12 protein-coding genes are annotated in these 21,196 nt (G+C 69.5%); 6 read left to right on the forward strand and 6 right to left on the reverse strand.

Features of this window, described 5'->3' with window-relative positions:
- Window positions 1-407 precede the first annotated feature (407 nt).
- The 4 genes from ACZ7M2_RS13960 to ACZ7M2_RS13975 all read right to left on the reverse strand — a co-directional run bounded on the left by ACZ7M2_RS13960 (window position 408) and on the right by ACZ7M2_RS13975 (window position 5,719).
- On the reverse strand, window positions 408-1,478 hold the full coding sequence (locus tag ACZ7M2_RS13960) for a DUF3644 domain-containing protein (protein ID WP_471595427.1): 1,071 nt from the start codon (window positions 1,476-1,478) through the stop codon (window positions 408-410).
- A 122-nt stretch (window positions 1,479-1,600) separates the two neighbouring features.
- The gene (locus ACZ7M2_RS13965) at window positions 1,601-3,214 is read right to left on the reverse strand and encodes an RNase H family protein (RefSeq protein WP_471595428.1); all 1,614 of its coding nucleotides are present in this window, start codon (window positions 3,212-3,214) and stop codon (window positions 1,601-1,603) included.
- A 180-nt stretch (window positions 3,215-3,394) separates the two neighbouring features.
- Window positions 3,395-4,228, reverse strand: coding sequence for a hypothetical protein (locus ACZ7M2_RS13970; protein WP_471595429.1), 834 nt, complete (start codon window positions 4,226-4,228; stop codon window positions 3,395-3,397).
- A gap of 258 nt (window positions 4,229-4,486) precedes the next feature.
- The gene (locus tag ACZ7M2_RS13975) at window positions 4,487-5,719 is read right to left on the reverse strand and encodes a ParB N-terminal domain-containing protein (RefSeq protein WP_471595430.1); all 1,233 of its coding nucleotides are present in this window, start codon (window positions 5,717-5,719) and stop codon (window positions 4,487-4,489) included.
- 278 nt (window positions 5,720-5,997) lie between these two features.
- On the opposite strand from ACZ7M2_RS13975, the gene ACZ7M2_RS13980 reads away from it, so the two are divergent.
- The 4 genes from ACZ7M2_RS13980 to ACZ7M2_RS13995 all read left to right on the forward strand — a co-directional run bounded on the left by ACZ7M2_RS13980 (window position 5,998) and on the right by ACZ7M2_RS13995 (window position 17,786).
- A complete protein-coding gene (locus tag ACZ7M2_RS13980; RefSeq protein ID WP_471595431.1) occupies window positions 5,998-8,154 on the forward strand; it encodes an N-6 DNA methylase in 2,157 nt (718 codons plus the stop codon).
- Window positions 8,155-8,386: 232 nt separating this feature from the next.
- Window positions 8,387-9,646 (forward strand): protein kinase domain-containing protein, encoded by a 1,260-nt coding sequence (locus tag ACZ7M2_RS13985; protein WP_471595432.1) that lies wholly within the window; start codon window positions 8,387-8,389, stop codon window positions 9,644-9,646.
- Between the two features lie 140 nt (window positions 9,647-9,786).
- Window positions 9,787-12,672: an SNF2-related protein gene (locus ACZ7M2_RS13990; RefSeq protein ID WP_471595433.1), complete on the forward strand. Its 2,886-nt coding sequence runs from the start codon at window positions 9,787-9,789 to the stop codon at window positions 12,670-12,672.
- 23 nt (window positions 12,673-12,695) lie between these two features.
- The gene (locus ACZ7M2_RS13995; RefSeq protein ID WP_471595434.1) at window positions 12,696-17,786 is read left to right on the forward strand and encodes a class I SAM-dependent DNA methyltransferase; all 5,091 of its coding nucleotides are present in this window, start codon (window positions 12,696-12,698) and stop codon (window positions 17,784-17,786) included.
- Window positions 17,787-17,903: 117 nt separating this feature from the next.
- Here ACZ7M2_RS13995 and ACZ7M2_RS14000 read toward each other — a convergent pair whose 3' ends face one another.
- Window positions 17,904-18,107, reverse strand: coding sequence for a DUF397 domain-containing protein (locus tag ACZ7M2_RS14000; protein ID WP_471595435.1), 204 nt, complete (start codon window positions 18,105-18,107; stop codon window positions 17,904-17,906).
- Entirely contained in the window at window positions 18,104-18,919 is an 816-nt protein-coding gene (locus tag ACZ7M2_RS14005; protein WP_471595436.1) for a helix-turn-helix domain-containing protein, read from the reverse strand. Before ACZ7M2_RS14005 ends, ACZ7M2_RS14000 begins: the two co-directional genes overlap by 4 nt.
- A 362-nt stretch (window positions 18,920-19,281) precedes the next feature.
- Between ACZ7M2_RS14005 and ACZ7M2_RS14010 the strand changes: the two genes are divergently transcribed.
- The gene (locus ACZ7M2_RS14010) at window positions 19,282-20,418 is read left to right on the forward strand and encodes a hypothetical protein (RefSeq protein ID WP_471595437.1); all 1,137 of its coding nucleotides are present in this window, start codon (window positions 19,282-19,284) and stop codon (window positions 20,416-20,418) included.
- 121 nt (window positions 20,419-20,539) lie between these two features.
- Complete coding sequence (locus tag ACZ7M2_RS14015; protein WP_471595438.1) at window positions 20,540-21,016, forward strand: ATP-binding protein; 477 nt, start codon at window positions 20,540-20,542, stop codon at window positions 21,014-21,016.
- Window positions 21,017-21,196 lie beyond the last annotated feature (180 nt).

A 21,196-nucleotide genomic window follows, 5' to 3' on the forward strand; every position in this document is an offset into this window, starting at 1 on the left:
CGGTCTTGCGCATCAGCCGAGCCCGCCGCGGGCAACGGGCCGCTGCCGAACGCCCAATGGCGCGCCGACCCCTTCGGCCGGGCAGCCCTCGACCGTCACCGCCCGGCGCGACGTAACTCCGCGCGACAAGCGAAGGCGTATCCCTTCATCCCCCACCACTCTTCACAAGCGGTCCATCGCAGTACCTGCACCGTGAGCCGGATGCCGGACATCGACTGCAGGTTCCCTGCAACCAAAGGCTACCTGTGAAGGCGATGTGTGCGACCCAGGGGGATTACCAACTGCTCTGCTGTCAGGGCGGCGCGATCCGGGAAGGCAAGGCCGCTGTGACACTTGCCGCCCGCCCCGGGCGATCGCCCCGGTGACTGCTGTCCCGCCCCTCCGATCCTCTCGAGAGGCGACGCCTTCTACGCTGCCTCCTTCGACGCGGCGGCCCCCGTCTTCATCCGCGGCTCCCTGCCGAAGAACGCGCGGTACTTCTCGACCGTCCCGATCTCCTTGAGGATCTTCTTTATCCATGCCTGGGTGTAGACGTATTCGTTGAAGGCTTCGTTGTACGTGCAGTACCTGGCGTTGGTGGCATACGGATCGCCGGAACCCTTGGCCGGACGGACCCTCAGCCGCTTCCACATCGTCACGTGCTCGTTGTATACGCTGAACCGGAACGGCAGCTGGTCCTCGACCCGGGCAGCGACCTGCGCCGGGCGCATCCTGTCCAGGTCCGACACTTCGACATGGCGGTCCCTAGTGATGACGGAACCATCCCGCCCGGCTTCAAGCATGGTGCGTCGCTCCTCCTCGCTCAGGTCGTCGAGTTTGACGAAGTTGACCGCCAGGTCGGCGTCCGTCTTGGAGCCGGTGATAGGCAACAGCCGTACGCGGTAGTCGTACCTGGGGTCGTCGAGGACGGACGGATCGATGCCCGCCTCGTACCTGGCCACCAGGTCACGGGGCTTCCTGGGCAGCTCCCTTGCGGCCTTCCGCATCTCCTCGTATCCGTCCGCGGTCAGCGCCTGGACGGAGAGCGGGAAGCGGAGTCGGTCGGCGAGGCTGTAGCCGCCGAAGTAACCGGTCATCTCCTGCTCGTAGTTGATCACATAGGCCTGCGCCCTGCCGCCCGTGACGATCCTCAGGTTGTGCTCGTAGCGGTGTTCCACCTTGTTGCGCAGGGCGACGAAGAGCTCCGCGTTGAGGCGCACCGTGTCGCCGCTATTGGGAAAGCGCTCCTTCAGACACTTCTCGAGATCCCATGCCTTGGGCTCGCCGTCGATCATCTGGTGGCGGCCAGTCTTGGGGTCCCGGTAGTGGTAGTCGATGTTGGCCTTGTGGAATTCCGCGTGGAGCAGGTAGTGCCAGGCCTTGTGCATGTGGGTGAGGAAGTCGCTGTAGTCGCCGCTGGAGCTGTTCCACTCGTCGAGCGCCTTGAGGGCGTGACGCTGGGACTCCATGAGGATGTGGTGCCAGCGGGGATGGGCCATGAAGAGCGTCGCTCACTTTCGTCCGGGGATGAGGAGATCGGTTCTCAGGGTGGTAAGGCTGTCCGCAGACGGCGTGCCGTGGGCTGCCCCGCGTCTCCTGAGGCTGTCCTCAGTCCATGGGTTCAGGCAGCAACCAAACCGAGCGAGCGCAGTATCCGCGCCTCCTCCTTCCTAGCGGCGGAGGAAGGGATTCGGCCATTGGCGCGGCGGAGGGCGAGGCGGGCGAAGGCGTCGGCGGTTTCGTTGAGCTCGTGTCCGATGTGGCCCTTCAGCCAGCGGACCTGGACGCGGTGGCGGTCGCGCAGCAGGCGGCCCATCAGCTGCCGGCTCTCCGGGAAGAGGAGGGTGCGGTGGGCGGCTGCCGGGTCGGCGGAGCGCAGGGCCGTGTCGACTGCGTCGACTGCCTCGGTGCTGTCGCACAGAAGGACTACGGGCGCGTCCTCGTGCTGCTCGAGGAGGCTGAGGGCGGCCGCGCAGATACCGATGACTTCCGCTTCGCCGCTGCTCGAGGCGAGGGAGTCGCCGTATCCGGTAGTCCCGTCCTCGGCAGCCCAGCCGTAGCCACACAGTGCGGACTCGTCACCGACGGCGGCATCGGCGACGGCCACGACGGCGGTGTCGGGAAGGTCGGCGAGCACGGCGTAGCGATCCTCGTCAGCCGGAAGCGTTGCCTTCGGTTGTTCGCCGTCGCCGCCCTCGGCCGTGTCGGCAGGATGGGCGTCGGTGAGGAGGGCGGCGAGAGCGCGGTGACAGTGCGGGCAGCCGTCGGCCCGTTCGGGGCAGTGCGCCTGGTGCCTCACGGTCAGCTCACGCACGCTGTGCCACATCTCGGGCTCGGCGTCGGCGAAGCGCGCCAGAGCCGCGGCGCGACACCGCTCGATGAGCCCCGCGAAGGGCTTGGTGGAGACGCAGGCCAGCATCCGGTCGTGGAGGTCCGTGGCCCGGAGCAGGGCTTCGCGTGAGCGGGCAGCGAGAACCGCTGTGTCCTGGTAGGCGTCGTCCAGAACGTCAAGTCGGGTGCGTCGTACGGAGAGAGAGCAGGCGAGTACGTCCCGTTCGGCCTGGGCGATCGCGTAGCGGCCCCAGGCCAGCGCGGCACGGGCATGGCGGCTCCACCGTTCGGCCACCGCGTCGTGCGTGAGGTACGGGTTCTCTTCCTCCTGGGCATCACGCAAGAGGGCTTGGACGAAGGCGTCGTCGTCGCAGCCTCGCAGTTCGCGCAGCGGCGCCGGCAGTTCGTAGCCTGCGGTTCTCCGGTCCCAGGCCCACCGGGCAAGGTCGCTCTCCGGCGCCTTCGGCGTGCCGTCCGGTAGTCCCCTGTCGCGGAGTTCCTGCCGCAGGGCCTCGGCGAAGGCAGCCGGGGATGTCGTGCGCGCCACCCTCAGCTCCAGCATGTCCACCCGCCGGGAGCAGCCGGCGAGGCGGCGGGCACGCTGCTCCTTGTACACCGCCTCCGCCTGCGACCGGGCCCGTCGCGCCTTGCGTGCGTGGGTTCGCAGCCGGCGCAGCCGCTCGGGGGGCTGAGCCGAGAGCTCCGCGCGCCGGACGGCCCCACGAGCGAGGACGTCGGCGTGGGCGAGAGCGACGGTGACGGGACCGGCGAGCGAAGCGTGTTCCAAGGCCGCGGCGGTCTCCGGAGCGCAGATCCCGTTCATTCGTGCGAGGACGGCCTCCTGCAGGGCGGTGAAGTCGTCGGCGAAGCGACGGATCAGCTCTGTGCGCTCGGTGATCGTCACAATGGCCTTCCAGGTCGCGGGTGGTGGTGTGGTCGAGGCCGCACATGATGTGGGATCGGTCGTGGATGGGGGCGGGCCCGTGGGCGGGGCATCGGCGTGCGGCCGATGACGGCGGAGGGGTGAGCCGCCGCCGTGCGGAGACGAGGAGGGCAGCCAGCAGGGTCCCGCCCGCGGTCCGGGCTACTGCACCTGGCCGGTGAAGATGGCCGTGCGGTACCAGCCGGACCCGGAGGTGTCGGTCGGCGTGAGCTCGATCTGGACGCTCCTGGCCGTCTTGGGGAACACGCAGGCCGCCTTCCAGGTCCCCGACTTGCCCGACAGCACGTGCGTGTCCGGATTGCCGCTGAAGCCGGCGTCCGTGTCGAAGATCTCGTCGGCTCCGTCCGGGCAGGACAAGCTGACCATGCTCAGGTCGATCGAGGACTTGGAGCCGTTCTGCAGGGTGACGGAGAAGGACAGGTAGGCCTTGCCGGACGGGCTGGCGTACTCGCCGGAGGTGCCCCGACCGAAGCCGCTCAGGTTCGCCTTGATGCCGTTGTTCCACGTGGCGGTCTTGTCCAGCGCGACGGTGAAGGTGTCACCGCCGGAGTCGTCCTGGGTGTTCTGCGCGTCCTCGGCGCTCTGGGTGTCCCGCGAGGCGCTGACGGTGGCCGCCGGCGTCGCCGTGTCGGTCTGGGTGCCGCTGATGCCGGAGCAGGCGCACAGGGAGCAGCCCACGGCCGCCCCGGCCACGGCGAGGACGGTCCTGCGCGAACGGGCCAGGGGCGCCGCGATCAGCGCGAGGAGCCTTGCGGCACCGTGGGTGCGCCGCGCTCCGCGCCGCGAGGGCCTTCTCCCGGCCGACGACTGAGCGGAGGTGGGCGACGTCTTCGGCGCCATCCCGGGCGCGCCCAGAGCCGGGGTCTGATCGGCCGCTGTCCGGTGCTGGGGACTTCCGGTGGATGTGGCGGGGACGGCGTACGGAGACGAAGGGGAGGGAAAGGACGGCGTGCCGGAGATGTTCGGGTAGCTCATGAGGCCATTCCTTGTATGGATGGGATGGAAGGAAACTGCCGGGTGGCGGGAGGAGAGGGCGCGCATGCTGACGGAAGCGGAGCCGCCCTGCCGCGCCCGGTCCGGACCGAGCCGGCCCCGGGCCCGGCATCGCAGCCTGGACGCCCACGCATGCGCGGGGGCGGGAGCCGTGGGTCGTGCCCGCAGATGGGACCTCGTCCCGAGAGGGGCGTCGGCTGAGAAGGTCTCGGCGTCAAAGAACCCGCGCCGCATGCCTGTTCAGCTCCGCATCCCCCGGATCTTCCGGCCCAACTCGCTGTTCGGGTCGAGGAGCGCGCCCGCGACGCGGCCGGCGGAGTCCTTCACGCCGCCACTGAAGTTGAGTCGGCCGGTGGAGCCGACGCTGGCGCAGACGCCGTCCCAGTAGACGGGTTCACGCTCCCAGCGGACCTCGGCAAGCAGGTGCTCGACCGTCTCGTAGTTCATGGCGTCGCCGGGGGCGCACCAGGGGGCGGCGCGGTGCAGCAGGACTCCGAGGCCCGCCATCACGGCCGGGGCGGTGATCGCGCTGCGCCGGGCGAAGTCCGGGAAGTGACCTCCGATCAGCCGGGACACCAGACGGACGACGACCGCCTCCACCTCGTCGGCGTCGGTGTTGGGCGGCAGGTCGTCCGCCTGGACGTTGGCCGCGGAGTACTGCACACCCTTGCTGCCGAAGACGGTGGTGACGATCAGCGTCCGCAGCGCGGACAGGGTCACGACCTCCTTGTCGGTCCTGGTGAGCTGCCGCTTGCCGGCGTTGACCAGCTTGCCGAACGGCATCCGCTGACCGTTCGACTCGACCTCGAGCTTCTCGCCGACGATGTAGGCGAGGCGGGTGGCGAGGTCTCGCTGGTCCATGGACATGGCCAGGTTCTTGGCGACGTCGATGCCCTTGACGTTGCGGTCGTAGAAGATCTGCCGCGCGTCTGCCGGGGAGATCCCCAGGTAGAGCTCGAAGGGGATGCGGACCCGCAGGCTGAGCTCGGTGTAGGTGAGGCCGAAGCATTCCGGGTCCTGGTAGATGTCGTGCCAGGCGGTGGTCTGGGTCTCGCCGTCGATGGCGATCACCATGGCGTCCGGGGCGACGGTCAGCGTCCTCAGGCCCGAGTCGGGGACCAGCTCGTCGCTCATCGCGGCGATCTCGCCCGCGTGCCAGAGGGTGATCGGGGGCGTGGACCAGGCGGAGCCGTGCTTGCCGAGGATGCCGGCGGCGATGTACTCGGCGTAGTCCGGGATGTTCTTGCCCTTCTGGGACTTCAGCGTCCGCTGCACGGTCGCGCGCAGCTCGGCGTGGCGCCGGTCGTGCCCGGACGCGGTCTTGAGGGCGCGCGGGTCCTCCTCCTGACGCGGTGACGGCACGAGACGTACGAGCGTCGCAAGCGACATGGTTCCGATGACCGCGTCCTCGCGGAACGGCATGACGGTGAGCGGGATTCCTTCCGGGGTGCCGCTCGGCATGGTCAGGCGCATGGGTGTCCCCCCCCTGGGTGGTGGTTGATCGGCCGTCGCCTGGCTCCGAGGTTCCACGGGTCCTTCGGCACCCCGCCGAGACGGGTGGGGCAGCAAGGGGTTGGGCGCTCAGAGACACGGCTATGGCAGGAACTCACGCTTCGCGCCGGGGAGCGCCGCTCACCGGCGGAAGCGTTCACATAGAAGCATAGCCATGAAAGCATTGTCCAACAGCTTCCCAGAGTTGACCCGTGCTGTAGGGTGTGACCACGCCGACCATCGGAGCCAGGACTACATCCATGTCGCAGCCACCAGCACCATCCGCCCAGGTGACAGCCGCCGAGATCTCCCGCATCGCGGGCGTCACGCGCGCCACCGTCAGCAACTGGCGCCGCCGGCACGAGGACTTCCCCGAGCCGTCCGGCGGCACGGAGAGCAGTCCGCTGTACGACCTGGAGTCCGTACGTGCCTGGCTCGCCTCGCGCGGTCACGCCTCGGCGGCGACCCCGTCGGAGGAACTGCGGACGACCCTCCGCCTGCACGCGCATAGCGGTGGCGGTACGTCGGATCTTCTGCTCCTCGTTCTCGCGGTGGCAGGCCGCTCGCCGGAGGAGTTCACTGCCGCCACGCAATTGCCGGACGCCGACCTCGCCGCCCGCGCACAGCGCGACGCGGCGTCCACGGCCGACGCCGTACCGGACGCGGAACAGGTCCGTTTCGAAACGGGCGACGCGGCGGTACTGCGCGCGTTGTACGCGTGTGTACGCGACGAGGGCGGTCAGGCCGCGCTGGGCGTGCTGGCGGAGCGGGAGCTGGAGGACAGCGCCGCTTCCGGCGCGTACCAGACCCCCGAGCCGCTCGCGGACCTGCTCGCTCGCCTGATCCCCGGATCCCCGGCCCGCGTCCTCGACCCGGCCTGCGGCAGCGGCACCCTCCTGGCGGCTGCCGCCCGCCGGGGCGTACGCGAGCTGTACGGCCAGGACACGCTTCCTGTGCAGGCCCGGCGCAGCGCCGTGAGCCTGATGCTGACGGCCCCGGAGGCCACGGTCGTCGTGCACGCCGCCGACAGCCTCCGCGCGGATGCCTTCCCCGGCCTGGTCGCCGACGCGGTGCTGTGCAACCCGCCGTTCGGCGTCCGCGACTGGGGTCACGACGAGCTCGCGTATGACCCGCGCTGGGCGTACGGCGTGCCGCCGCGCGCCGAGTCGGAGCTGGCCTGGGTACAGCACGCGCTCGCCCACCTGACACCCGGCGGCTACGCGGCCCTGCTCCTGCCGCCCGCCACGGCGGGCCGCGCGTCGGGCCGTCGCGTACGGGCGGAGCTGGTACGCGGCGGGGCCCTGCGCGCGGTGATCGCGCTGCCGGTCGGCGCGGCGGTGCCGCTGCACGTCGGTCTGCAGATCTGGGTGCTGCAACGGCCCGAGCCGGGCGGTCCGGAGCGCAAGTCGGTGCTGTTCGTGGACACGGCGGCGGACGCGGCGACGGCGGCCGGGCGCGGCGGAACGGCGGTGACCGCCCGAACACGGGGCGCGAGCCGGTCCCCCTCACCGGACTGGGCGGGGATCACGGCGCGTGCCCTAGGTGCGTGGCGGGCGTTCACGGAGAGCCCGGACACGTACGAGGGCGAACCCGGTGTCGCACACGCGGTCGGCGTGGTGGACCTGTTGGACGACGTGGTGGATCTGACCCCGGCGCGGCTCGTACGGGCGTCACGGGCCGAGGTCGACCCGGCGGAGCTGTCGGTGGAGGCCGACGCCACACGCCGGAACCTCGCCGAGGCCGCGAGGTCCCTCGCGCGGACGGCGGGTCGGGAGGGCTGGAGCGCGGCGGGCGCCTCGGCCCGCGAGTGGCGGACGGCCACGGTGTCCGACCTGTCGCGCGGCGGAGCACTCACCGTGCTGCGCACGCTGCCCGACAGCGTGCGCGGCAGAGGACAAGCCACGAGCGGCGGGGACGGGAGGCCCGAGACGCGGCCGGTGCTCACCGGCTCGGACATCGCGACCGGGTCAGGTCCTACGGGGGAGCCGATGGGGCTGTACGACGACACGGCACCCGTGATCGCCATCGGGGACGTCCTCGTACGAGCGATCGCGAGCGCGGACGGCCCCATGGCCCGAGTGGCGGGCGAGGAGGACGCCGGCGCACTGCCCGGCTCTCAGGTCCACCTCTTCCGGCCGGACCCGGCGCGCCTGGACGCCTGGTTCCTCGCCGGGTTCCTGGGCGCGGAGGAGAACATCGCGGGCGCGTCGACGGGCAGTACGGTGCTGACGGTCAGCCCGGGCCGGCTTCGCGTGCCCTTGCTGCCGCTGGAGGAGCAGCGGCGGTACGGGGAGGCGTTCCGTCACGTGCACGCGCTCCGGGCGGAGGCGCAACGGGCGACCCGGCTGGCGGAGGAGACGGCACGGTTGCTGTCGGGCGGACTCACGGGCGGCCAATTGCTGCCGCGTGGGAGGTGACCACCCGCTCATCGCGCGGAGAGTCACATTGATGAGCAACGGCCACAAGACGGCGGCCTGACTGCAGCCGACCCGCACCCAGCCGGAACTCTCCACACATTCTCCACCCCGAGAGGTTGACATCCCTATCCCGCAATACCCGTTCTCGGCCTCGACCGCATCCACTACCGTGTCTCCAGGTGCGCATCGCGGCTGATCAGACGCCCGCCACGACCGAATTCCGAGGACACACGTGCAGATCACGCCCCTGAACCCCGAGGACCCGCCCTCGCTGGGCGACTTCGAGCTCCTCGGCCGGATCGGCCAGGGGGGCATGGGCCAGGTCTTCCTGGGAGAGTCTCTCGGCGGTGAACCCGCCGCGGTGAAGGTGATCAAGCCTTCGATCGTCGACTCCGAGTCCCGCGGGAGGTTCGCGCAGGAGATCGAGGTACTCAAGACCATCTGGGGCCCGCGCATCGCGGCATTCCTGGGAGCCGACCCGGAAGCGGAACAGCCCTGGCTGGCCACCGAGTACGTGGACGGCCCGGACCTCGCCCGGCACGTCAAGACGCACGGACCGCTCCCGTCCGTCCTCACCGCCGCGCTCGGCGCGGTCCTCGCCGAGGCGCTGTCGGCCGTGCACACGCAGGGCCTGCTCCACCGCGACCTCAAGCCCGCCAACATCCTGCTCGGACCGAACGGCCCGAAGATCATCGACTTCGGACTGGCCGCCTTCACCGAGTCGCACGTCTCCCTCACCGCTCCCCACCAGATCGTCGGCACTCCGATCTGCATGGCCCCCGAACAGGCCGCCGGCGTGAAACCCCTGACGGCGGCCGTGGACGTGTACGCGCTGGGCGCGTCGCTGCTTTTCGCCGCAACCGGTCACTATCCGCACGAAGCGGCGACCCCTTATATGGTGTTCCACCTCGTCACCGACCCCGATACGGCCCCGGACCTGTCCGATACGCCCGGCGAACTGCTGCCACTCCTGACCGCCATGCTCGCCCAGAACGCGCAGGACCGGCCTTCGCTGACCGAGGTGGTGCAGCAGTGCCGCTCGGTGATCGAGAACCAGGGCATGAAGATCGCCCAGGCGCGTCGCAGGCTCACCGCGCACACCGCGGGACAACGGCGAAAGGGCGCACCCGCCGACGCCCCCAGCCTCCCCCCGCCCGCGCCTGTGCCCGCGAGCGACACGGAAACGAACACCGCTCCCGCCGCTCAGGACGTGTCGGCACCGTCCCTTTCCGACTCACCCGCTCCCTCCCCTACCGTGGTCGAGATCGTCCCCGACCTCAGCGACCCGTCGGTTCAGGACTCCTCCGACTCCACGGCTCCCACCAGGGAGGATCCTCCTGACGAATCCCGCCGCGCGCAGCCGGCGCCGGACCGCCCGCCCACGGTTTCCAGGCGGCCCCCGCCCGGAACGCACACCCTGCGGCACTCTCCGCAGGCTCGCAGGACGGCGGAACGCCTCCGAGCCACGTACGCGGCGAGCGCTCCCTTCTGAGACCCGCACCCGGCCTGCCGCACCGAGCCGCATGACCGCTCCTCCCGTCCGCGCGTCCCACCGCTTCGGCGGTGAGACCATCGGCCACCGCCGACAGCACGCACCCACCCCACCACCACGACCGTCCAGGAGACACTCGCGTGACCGCCGACTTGAGCACCGTTCCCGCGACGAGGGGCGAGGACGCCCAGTTCCCGCCGGGCGCCCAGATCCTCGTACGGGACGAGGTGTGGCTGGTCCGCAACGCGACGCGGACGGAGCACGACGGCGCCCGGATCGAGGCGGTCGGCGCCTCGGACTTCGTGCGCGACCAGGAGGCGGTGTTCTTCACCGGGCTGGACCGGATCGAACTGCTCGACCCGCGGCAGACCCGTCTGGTGCGGGACGACTCGCCGAACTTCCGCCGCTCGCGCCTGTTCCTGGAGGCGGTGCTGCGCAAAACGCCGCTGCCGCAGGCCGAACGTGGCCTCGCGCTCGCGGACTCGTTCCTCCTGGACTCGCTCCCCTACCAGCAGCGTCCCGCGCAACTCGCCCTCTCGGGCCGCAACCTGCGCCCCCGCGTGCTCATCGCGGACGTCGTCGGTCTCGGCAAGACCCTGGAGATCGGCCTTACCCTCGCCGAGCTGATCCGCCGCGGCCGCGGCGAGCGCATCCTCGTCGTCACCCCGCAGCACGTCCTGGAGCAGTTCCAGCACGAGCTGTGGACGCGGTTCGCGATCCCGCTGGTGCGCCTGGACTCGGTGGGTATCGAGCGGATCCAGCGGGAGATCCCCGCGGGCCGCAACCCGTTCACGTACTTCAAGCGCGTCATCGTCTCCATCGACACCCTGAAGAACACCGACCAGTACAAGCACCACCTGGAGCGGATCACCTGGGACGCGGTCGTCATCGACGAGTCGCACAACCTCATCAACAAGGGTTCCCTGCGCAACCAGTTGGCCCGCACGCTGGCCCCGCACACCGACGCCCTGCTGCTGGCCTCCGCGACCCCGCACAACGGCGACGCCCGCTCCTTCGCCGAGCTGATCTCCCTGCTCGACCCGGCCGCGATCCGCGACCCGGAGCACTACCGCGCCGAGGACATCAAGCACCTGTTCATCCGCCGCACCAAGGTCAGTCCCGAGGTGCGCGAGCAGATGAAGGGCCAGTGGGCGGACCGCGGCCCCTCCCGCTCGATCCGGGTGACGGCCACCCCCGCCGAGGAGAAGGTCTTCGATGAACTGGCCGCCGTCTGGCTGCCGTCCGACGGTTCGAAGTCGGTCAGTGACGTCCCCCTGTTCCCGTACACGCTGCTGAAGTCCTTCCTCTCCTCCCACACGGCGCTGAAGTCCACGGTCAGCACCCGCATCAAGACGCTGGAGAAGAAGGACACCCCGGAGGCGACAGCCGCCGAACGCACGGCCCTGCAACGGCTGTTGGAGCTGACCTCCGGCATGACGGAGGAGGACTCGGGCAAGTTCGGGGCCCTGCTGGAGCAGCTGCGGGAGATCGGGGTCGGGCCGAGGTCCGCCACCCGGGTCGTGGTCTTCTCCGAGCGCGTGCAGACCCTGGAGTGGCTGGCGAAGACCGTGCCGGGGGCCCTCGGCTTCAAGGGCAAGGCGGCCGAGGAGGCGGCCCGGGTCATGCACGGCGGCCTGTCGGACGAGCAGCAGATGCAGTGCGTGGAGGACTTCGGCCTCGCGGACACACCCGTACGCATCCTGTTCACCGGCGACGTCGCCTCCGAGGGCGTCAACCTGCACCGCCAGTGCCACCAGCTCGTCCACTACGACGTGCCCTGGTCGCTCATCCGCATCGAGCAGCGCAACGGCCGTATCGACCGCTACGGGCAGCCCCACCAGCCGCAGTTCCGGGCGCTGATCCTGACCAGCTCCCTCGACGGCGCCAAGGACGACACGCTCGTCGCCGAGCGCCTCCTGGAGCGCGAGGCGCAGGCCCACCAGTCGCTCGGCACGGCGGAGGCGGTGTCCGGCCTCTACCGGGCCGAGGCCGAGGAGAAGTCCCTCATCCAGGACCTGCTGCGGGGCCGCACCGTGGACGAGTCCCTGGACACCGACCGCGCCTCCGACACCGACGACGGCGTGGAGGACTTCCTCGCCGACTTCTTCGGCGCCGTGAACGACGAACCGGAGGGGGACGCGGCCACCACCGACGCGGGCGGCGGCGACGGCACCGGGGCGGTGCCCAGGGCGCACGTGCCCCGGCTGTTCTCCTCCGCCCGCGAGTTCCTCGACGAGGCGCTGCGCGAGGTCTACCCGGACGCCCACGACCGACTGGACCTGTCCGCCGACCCCGAGACCGGCCTGCTCTCCTTCGTCCCGCCCTCCGACCTGGTCCACCGCCTCAAGGCGCTGCCCCCGGACTACCTCCGCGAGCAGGGCCTGCGCGACCGGCTGAAGGTCACCTTCAACCGGCGGCTCGCCGACCTCAGCCTGACGCGCGCCCGCGCCTCAGCCACGTCGAGCTGGCCCGACATCTCCCTACTGACCGACCTGCACCCGGTCATGGAGTGGCTCACCGACAAGGTCCTGGTCCGCCTGGACCGCCAGGAGGCGCCGGTGCTGACCGCCGACGTGCCGGAGCCCACGTACCTCGTGCAGGGCATCTACTCCAACGCGCTCGGCCGCCCGACTGTCGTCAAGTGGATGGCGGTCACCGCGGACGGCGAGGTCGACGACGACATGGTGGCGGTACTGCGCCGCGCCCAGGTTGGCCCGACGATGGCGAACCCTGGCCTCGCCCACGACCCGGCCCGCCTCGCCGAGGCGATCCCCGGCGTCCTGGACACCGCGGAGGCGTTCCTGGAGCGGCACCGCGCCGCGTGGAACGAACCGCTCAGGGCCCCCATCGAGGAGTACAAGACCCGCCTGGGCTCCTGGGAGCAGCCGACGCTGACGGGCGGCGCTGCCGCGCCCACCGGCACCCGCGAACGCCTCGCCTCCCTCGCGGACTCCCTCCTCACCACCGGCCGCCCGATGCTGCGGGTGCTCGCCGTCCTGGCCCCCGCCACCGCCCACGCCGCCTGACCGACCCGCAGAGGTTCACGAAGATGACGTACGACAGCCTGGTCAACCGCGGCGACTACTTCTCCGCGCACTACCTCGCCGAGATCCTCCCCAAGGACCTCAAGTCCGGCCTGCTCGCCGAGTGGAAGCAGCGCGAGGAGGACGCCGCCGGCACCGAGCGGCCCGAGGGCGCCCTGCCGCTCACCCCGCGCGCGGGCCTGCGGGCGCTGCGCCGCCCCTACTTCGCGGCCCGCTCCTACTTCACGATGGACGAGGAGCGGGCGGCGACCGGCGACGACGCCGTGACGTACGACGCCCCCGAGTGGCGCGACCGTGTCCGCGCCCTCAACGAGGAGGTGCTGCGCGCCCTCGGCTTCGACGCCAAGCCGGGCACGCTCACTGTCGTGCGCGCCGACCAGTCCCACGAGGTGACGGTCGCGCACGCGGAGAAGGACCTCGTCGCCCTGGACTGCGGCTGGTCCGCCGAGCCCGACGACGCCCTGGACCCCGACGGCCCCGGACGCCTCCTGGACGAACTGCGCCTGGACGGCCAGCACACCGTCGCCACCGGCTCCAAGCTCGCCTCCTTCCTGTTCGCCTGTGAGGACGCCCCCCGCTACGCCCTGCTGCTGGTCGGCGGCGTGGTCGTGCTCGCCGACCGGGCCGCGTGGGGCGAGGGCCGCTATCTGGCGGTCTCGCTGGACGCGGCGCTGGAGCGCAACGACGTCAAGGCGGGCGGCGAACTCGACACGGTGGCCGCCCTGTTCGGCGCCGACTCGCTGCGCACCCCGGAGGAGGGTGGCGAGAACCCCCTCGCCTCCCTCCTCGACAAGTCGACCAAGCACGCGGTGGGCGTCTCCAGCGAACTCCGCGACGGCCTGCGGCTGAGCGTCGAACTGATCGCCAACGAGGTCCTGGACCGGCTGCGCGAGGCAGGCGTCCGCCCCGACGAGGTCAGGGAACTCCCCGAACTGGGCCGCCAGTTGACTCGCGAGTCGTTGCGCTACCTGTACCGCGTCCTGTTCCTGCTGTACGCGGAGGCCCGCCCCGAGCTGGGCATCCTGCCCTCGGACTACCCCGAGTACCAGATGGGCTACGGCCTCGGCCGCCTCGGCGAACTGATCGCCGAGCGCGACCTGGTCGACGAGAAGTCCCGCAAGGGCTTCTACCTGTACGAGTCGCTGGACCTGCTCTTCCGCAAGGTCCAGGAGGGCCACCGCCCGCGCCGCACCCACGGCGTGGACGCGGAGTCCGCCGAGGCCGTGACCGCGAAGACGTCGGAGGACATGGGCCTGCGCTTCGAGCCGCTGCACTCGAAGTTGTTCGAGTCGGACGCGATCCGGCTGATCGGCCGGAACACCGTCCCCGACCCGCGCGTCGACACGGAGGCCGGCGGCGAGGGCGAGCTGGGCGGAGAACCGGGCGGGGAGTGCTTCGTCGACACCCGCCTGCGCAACGAGACGCTGTACCGGGTGCTGCGCCTGCTGATGCTGACCCGCGGCAAGCGGCGCGAGCGCGGTGGCTTCATCTCCTACGCCCAGCTCGGCATCAACCAGCTCGGCGCCGTGTACGAGGGCCTGATGTCCTACTCGGGCTTCGTCGCGGGCGAGGAGCTGTACGAGGTCGCGAAGAACGGCGACCCGAAGGACGGCTCCTGGCTGGTCCCGGCGACGAAGGCCGACGAGTACCCGGACGAAGTGTTCGTCCGCCAGAAGGACGAGGACACCGGCGTGGAGGAGCGCGTGCGGTACGTGCCGGGCGCGTTCGTGTACCGCCTGTCCGGCCGCGACCGCCAGACGTCGGCCTCGTACTACACACCCGAGTCGCTGACCCGGGTGACGGTCCAACTCGCTTTGCAGCACCGCCTGGACCAGGACGACACGGTCACCGAGGCCCGCGAACTCCTCGACTGGAAGATCTGCGAGCCGGCGCTCGGCTCGGGCGCGTTCCTCAACGAGGCGATCAACCAGGTCGCGGCGGAGTACCTGCGGCGCCGCCAGGACGAGCTGGGCGTCGCCGTCGACACGGAGAAGTACGCGGTCGAGCTCCAGAAGGCCAAGGCGTACATCGCCCTGCACAACTCCTACGGCGTTGACCTCAACAACACGGCGGTGGAGCTGGCGGAGGTGTCACTCTGGCTGAACACCATGCACCCCGGCATGGAGGCCCCGTGGTTCGGCCTGCACCTGCGGCGTGGCAACTCGCTGATCGGTGGCCGTAGGGAGGTCTACTCCGCCGAGCGCCTGACCAAGGGCGGCTGGCTGGGTACGACCCCGGAGAGCTTCCCGCTGGCGGAGGCCCTGGCGGGCACCCAGCTCCCCGAAGGCGCGGTGCACCACTTCCTCCTCCCGGCGAAGGAGTGGGGCGCGGTCGCGGCCGAGAAGGAGGCCAAGGCGCTGGCCCCGGAGGAGTCGAAGGCGCTGGCCGCTTGGCGCAAGGCGATCACCAAGTCCCCCAGCCCCGCGCAGACCAAGCGGTTGCAGGGCCTGGCACGGCGGGCCGAGTACCTGTGGGGGCTGGTCGTGCGCCGGCTGGAGATCTCCGAGCGGGAAATCTCGCGGCGGATCGACCTCTGGGGCGCGGAGGACGGCTGGCTCCGCTCGCCCGAGGTCGCGGTCCCGAGGGAGAAGGTCAAGGCCGACCTGGAGGCGGTCGACACTCCCTACTGGCGCCTGAAGACACTGATGGACGCGTGGTGCGCACTGTGGTTCTGGCCCGTGCAGGACGCTGCGCAACTGGACGGTTCGCATGCGTCGTACGCGCGGGCGGCGGAGGTCGCTTCGCGGTCGGGTGAGTGGACGGTGTCGGCGGTCCCGGCCCAATCGGGCACGCCCACGCGGGAGACGTACGAGTCGGAGGACCTGTTCGGTGACGTCCAGGTCGTCGAGGTCAAGTCCAAGGGCGCGCGGGGCGGCAGCCGCAAGGAACAGATCCGCGGCGAGCGCCGCCCGGTGATCGCGCTGGCCTCACTGGACGACTGGCTCGACTTCGCCGAGTCGCTGCTGGGCACGCAGGACGTGGCTGCGGACTCGCTGGTGGCCCAGTTCGGCACGCTGGATGAGCTTGAGCGGTACGAGGACGAGCTGCCCGAGTGGATGGGCATGGAGCGGTTCTACTCGCTGGAGTCTCGATATCCCTGGGCAGGGGTGGCGCGGGATGTGGCTGAGCGGCAGGGGTTCTTTCATTGGGAGTTGGAGTTCGGTCAGGTCTTTGCGCGGGGCGGATATGACCTGCAAGTGGGAAATCCTCCCTGGGTTCGGCCGCGGTGGCAGGAGGATGTGGTCCTGGCTGAGACGGAGCCGTGGTTTGCACTCACAGAGAAGCCGAATGCGGAGGAATGGCGACTTCGGAAAGAAGACGTACTGGGCGCACAGGAGAACAGCAAGGTATTTCTCCTCGACGAGTTGGCTGCTCACGCGGGGGCCGTGGCCGTGCTAGGCAGCCCTGCCACCTATCCGCTCCTTCTCGGCACCCAGGGTGACCTCTATCGCGCATTCATGGCTCAGGTGTGGCAGCACATCGCACGGCTCGGCAGTGCTGGCATGATCCACCCGGACACACACTTCGGAGGCGTACATGAGGGCGTCATTCGAGCCGCAGCCTACGGGCATCTGCGAGTGCACGCGCAATTTGTGAACTCCGCTAACTGGGCGTTCGAAGACCTTTCCCGTTCCCAAGAATTCGGGATGCACATTTACGGCATCTCGCAGGAGCCCAACTTTCTACACGTCAGCCAACTCCGCGGAGCTAATGTTCTGATCGATTCGTTGACCCATGACGGAAAAGGCCCTTTGCCTGGAATCAAACATGATGGATCATGGGACATTCGACCCCACCGCGAACGCGTTGTACATGTAGACCCGGCCCTGTTGGCTAGTTGGCACGCATTGACGGGCTCAGTAGGTGGAGCAGCCCATACTCCCCTGCTATATCCGGTCCTCGTCAGCGAGCAAGGGGCAATCGAAGCGCTTGCCGCGCATCCCACCAGTATTGCCGACTACGACCCGATGATCTCAAGGGGATACGATGAAGCAAACGCGAAGAAGAACGGCCTAATCCGCTGGGGGAATCAGATGGTCCCTAAATTGACGGATGTGATCCTTCAAGGGCCCCACTTCTCCTGCGCGGCACCTTTCTCTAAGCAGCCAATGATCCCCTGCCGGAATCAGAGGCACTGGGACACTCTTGAGCCGACGGAACTTCCTGAAACCTACGTCCCCGTGACCAACTATGTACGGGCCACAGACAATGCGACGTACCAAGCGGCCCAGGACTCCTGGCTCGGAAAGCCATTCACCTCATTTTTCCGGCTGGCCTGGCGAGTCATGATCCCCTTCAACACCAGCCGCAGCCTTCAGGCCGCCCTACTCCCTCCCGGCCCAGCTCATATCCACGGCGTCCATTCGATGGCTCTGGCAGACAATCGCCTGACTTCTCTCAATGCAGGCTTCTGGGCCACTCTCCCCCTCGACTATCTCCTCCGCATCACAGGCAGGGCGAACCTAATGTCTGGCGAAGCCCTTAAAATGCCAGCCCCTGACACTACGCACCCCCTAGCCTCTGGCATTCTCCTGCGCACTCTTCGCCTGAACGCACTCACCGCCAGCTACGCTCCCCTCTGGGCAGAGCTGTTCGACCCTCGCTGGGAGAGCTACGAAGACTGGGCTAACCCCAACTGGCCTAGCCTAAAGCCTCTAGCCGCTGGTCTAAAGCGGACCTGGGAGTACACCACCCCGCTCCGCACCGAGCATGAACGCCGCGCCGCCCTCGTCGAACTCGATGCCCTCGTCTCTGTCTGGCTCGGCATCACGGCCGACCAACTCGTAGCGATCTACAAATCACGCTTCCCCCAGCTGTACGACTACGAGACGGCGACCTACTTCGAATCCAGCGGCCGAAAGATTGCCGCCGACTTCAATACCTTCGGCCACGGCCAGACCAAGCAGGACTACATAGACCTCCTGGCCCACCTAGAAAACCCGGAGACCACCCCACCCCCGGCTGGCTACACAGCCCCCTTCTATAAGGCGGACCGTGAGACCGAGATGCGTGCCGCACACGCGCACTTCCAAGCTCGTTTGGACAAGGAAATCGCCGCTGGCCGCTGGACTCCGCCTGGGGGCCGTGAAGCCTGAGTGCCGCTTCTCATAGCGAGGGTCGGCGCTTCCTGAAGGAAAGCGCCGACCCTCGCGAGCCGCCTCACGCCTCCGCTCGACCAACTACGAGACGGCTGGCTCTCGGCGGCAACGGGCTCACATCGCTTCAATCAACGCCGACCACGCCGCCGAGCCAACCCTCAGCACAGGCCCACACTCCAGCGCCTGCTTCGAGTCACGCACGTGGACGGCAGCATCGATGGCGACTTCGACGCACTCCCCGCCTTCCTCACTGCTGTAGCTGCTCTTGAACCAGCGCAGGGGGGCACCCTTTCTTGGCATTGCCTTGTCGGTGCTCACAGCTCTCCCAACAACTTCTCGACGTACGCGAGCGATTCGCGAGGCGTCAGCGCCTGGGCACGCAGCGTCCCGTACTTGGCCTCCAGGGCCCGGACCGGCTCCCGATCACTGTGCACCCGGCTGACGTTCTGTACCTCCACGTACGCGATCCTGCGCCCATCGTCCGTCTCGATCAAGGTGAACGGACCGGCCATCCCGGCGTTCTCCTCGCGATCCAGCGGCATGACCTGAACTTCGACGTGCCGCATGTGACTGACGAGCAACACCTGCTCCAACTCTCCGCGCAGTACGCCCCACCCACCAACGGGTCGGCGCAGCACGGACTCGTCGATGACGAAACTCATCAGCGGTGACGGCTTGCGGTGAAAGATCTCCTGCCGTGCCAACCTCGCGGCAACCCGCTCATCGACAACCTCGTCGTCCAGCGGAGGTCGCAGCACCCCGAACACCGCCCGCGCGTACTCCTCCGTCTGCAACAACCCCGGCACAGCCTGGTTGGCATAAACATGCAGCTCAACCGCCTCCGCCTCCAGCTTCGCCGCATCCCGGAAGAACGCCGGGTACCGCGCCCGCCCCACCTCCTCCTTCATCACCGTCAGCAGGCCGCCGGCCTCCAGGACCGCGTCCGCCCGGTCGATGAAATCCGGTTTCGGGATCCGTCTCCCCAGCTCCACCGAGGTGACCATGTCCTCGCCGTAGCCGAGCTTCGCGCCCAGCTCCGCCCGCGTCAGCCCCCGGCTCGTCCGCAGCAGCCGCACCTGCTGACCGAAGCACCGGAGAATGCCCGTCTCGCTCTCACCGTGAGCCGTCATGGTGACCTCATCTCGCCCACCCGCACAGTGGTGCCCACCCCTCGACCCGCCGCAGGCACCCCACCTGGCCGTCACTCACAACTCACTGTAAAGACACGCACCGCGGCTTTCGCGCCACTTGGCCCCGCTTCCCCCGTACCGCGTACGAGCGCCCGCCTCCCCTGTACAGCCCCCGGCTGTACACCCGCACCCCCGTGATCCGCCACGGCACCGGTCGCCTGACCACACGCTAAGGTTCCGCCTCAAGGGGAGGACAGAGCGGCCGTTGTACCGCTCGCCGAATCAACACGCGGAGACGGCAGCAGAGGTGGCCGCAAGCCCGCAGCTCAACCAACCGCGGAACAGCCAGGGGGGAACGCGCCATGACAGACGCGCCGACGCACGCTGCAGACTCCGACGCGGACAAAGCCGACGACGCCGCCGACCGGAAGGTCGTCGAGCAGGAGCAGGCCGAGATCAAGGACTTCGTCAAGGGCCTGAGCGCGGACGACATCAAGTCGGGCAACTGGTTCACCAAGCTCGCCGCTCATGCCATGAACTCGTACACCGAGAAGGTGGACTGGCAGTACTTCCAGGACCGGTACGCGGGTGTGCCCGCGGACGCCATCGTGGATCAGCGGATCAAGATGGCGTCCCGGTACGCCGCGCTCGAAGGCGGGCTCTCGGCCGGGGCCTACACGGCGACCGTCGCCGCCACCATCGGGAGCCTCGGCGGTGCGTCGCCGGCGACCGTCCCCGCGGCCGTGGCGACCATGATGGTCGACATCGCGTTCACCACCCAGCTCCAGCTTCGCCTGGCCTACGACGTCTCCGTGCTCTACCGGGTCCCGCTCGACGTGCACGACCCCGAGGACCTGTGGAAGCTCATCCGCGTGGCCTTCACCATCAAGAGCGGCGAAGCGGCCCGGGAAGGCGTGGCCAAGGCGGTCCCGGCCCTGGTGCGACCGCTGGTCAAGCGCTTCTACTCCGGATCGGCACTCACCGCGGGGAAGGCGCTCCCGGTCGTCGGGAAGCACCTCCTCCAGCGCAACGTCATCAAGATCGGCATCCCCCTGGTCGGCGTCCCCCTCGCCGTCCTGCTGAACCGCTACACCACGGTTCTCGCCGGCCGGCACGCGCGGGCCGTGTTCCGGAACGAGGCGCGAGTGATCGAACTCGCCGAGGGAATCAGCGAGCGCAGTCGGCACCCGCAGTTGATGCTGTGGGTCGCGTGGCTCGTGCTCAGGGCGAACGCGAACGCCAAAATAGCCGACGACGAGGCGCTGCTGATGCGGCATCTGGTGCGGCTGGTCCGGGAGCGGCACGAGGTGGTCGACGAGAGGCTCGCAAACGTCGTCGACATCGACCCCGCCGAAGTGTGGAAGCGCGTGGACGCCGAGCCGGGCGATCTCGGCGACGTCATCGACGCGGCGGAACGCGTGGCCACTGTGGACGGTGACGTCAACTCCCGTGAGAAGGCGGTCCTCGCGGAGCTTCGGGAGCGGTGCCGTCGGAGCTGACGCCGTCGTACGGCATCGCTCGCGCGACACTCACCCGCCACAGCCCGGCGCGGTGTACAGCGGACCGCCGTACAGGCGTCGCTCCTGGTGACACGCCCGACCCGGCCGCAACGCTGACCCCATGCACACGCCGCTCTTCCCTCCCCCCGACCCCACGGGGACCATCGAGTTCGCGATGTCGTTCACGTCGACCCCGCGAGGCGCCCGACTGGCGCGGCTGTTCGTCGCGCACTGCCTGGACGCCTGGGGCCACCCCTACGACTGCGAGGTCAACGAGACGCTGACGCTGATCACCGCCGAGCTGAGCGCGAACGCCGTACGGCACGGTCGGGTCCCCGGACGGGACTTCCACGTACGGCTGACCACCGAGGTCGGCGGTGAACTGCGGCTGGAGGTGTCGGACACCCGCGGCGAGCGCCGGCCCACCGTCGTCCCTCCCGCGGACACCGACGCCGAATCCGGCCGCGGCCTGCTCGTCGTGACGGCGCTGGCCGACGAATGGGGTGTCACGGACCGCCTTGGCGGCCCGGGCAAGACCGTCTGGGCGTCACTCAAGGCGGGCCGGCGCCCGACGAAGTCGACCCTGGCGGATCGGTGAGTCGATGTCAGCCGTGGCGGATACGCTGAGCCACGATCGTCCACGGCTGGTCGATCATCGTCCGTCCATGGACGCACGACACGACGGAGGAGGCGCGATGCCCGCTCACCGGGACGTCCGCGAGCAGCGCTCGTGCAGGAGCGCGCACCTCGCGACGCCGCCGTCCGCGCCGGCGTGTCC

Source organism: Streptomyces sp. NPDC111507 (assembly GCF_055638955.1).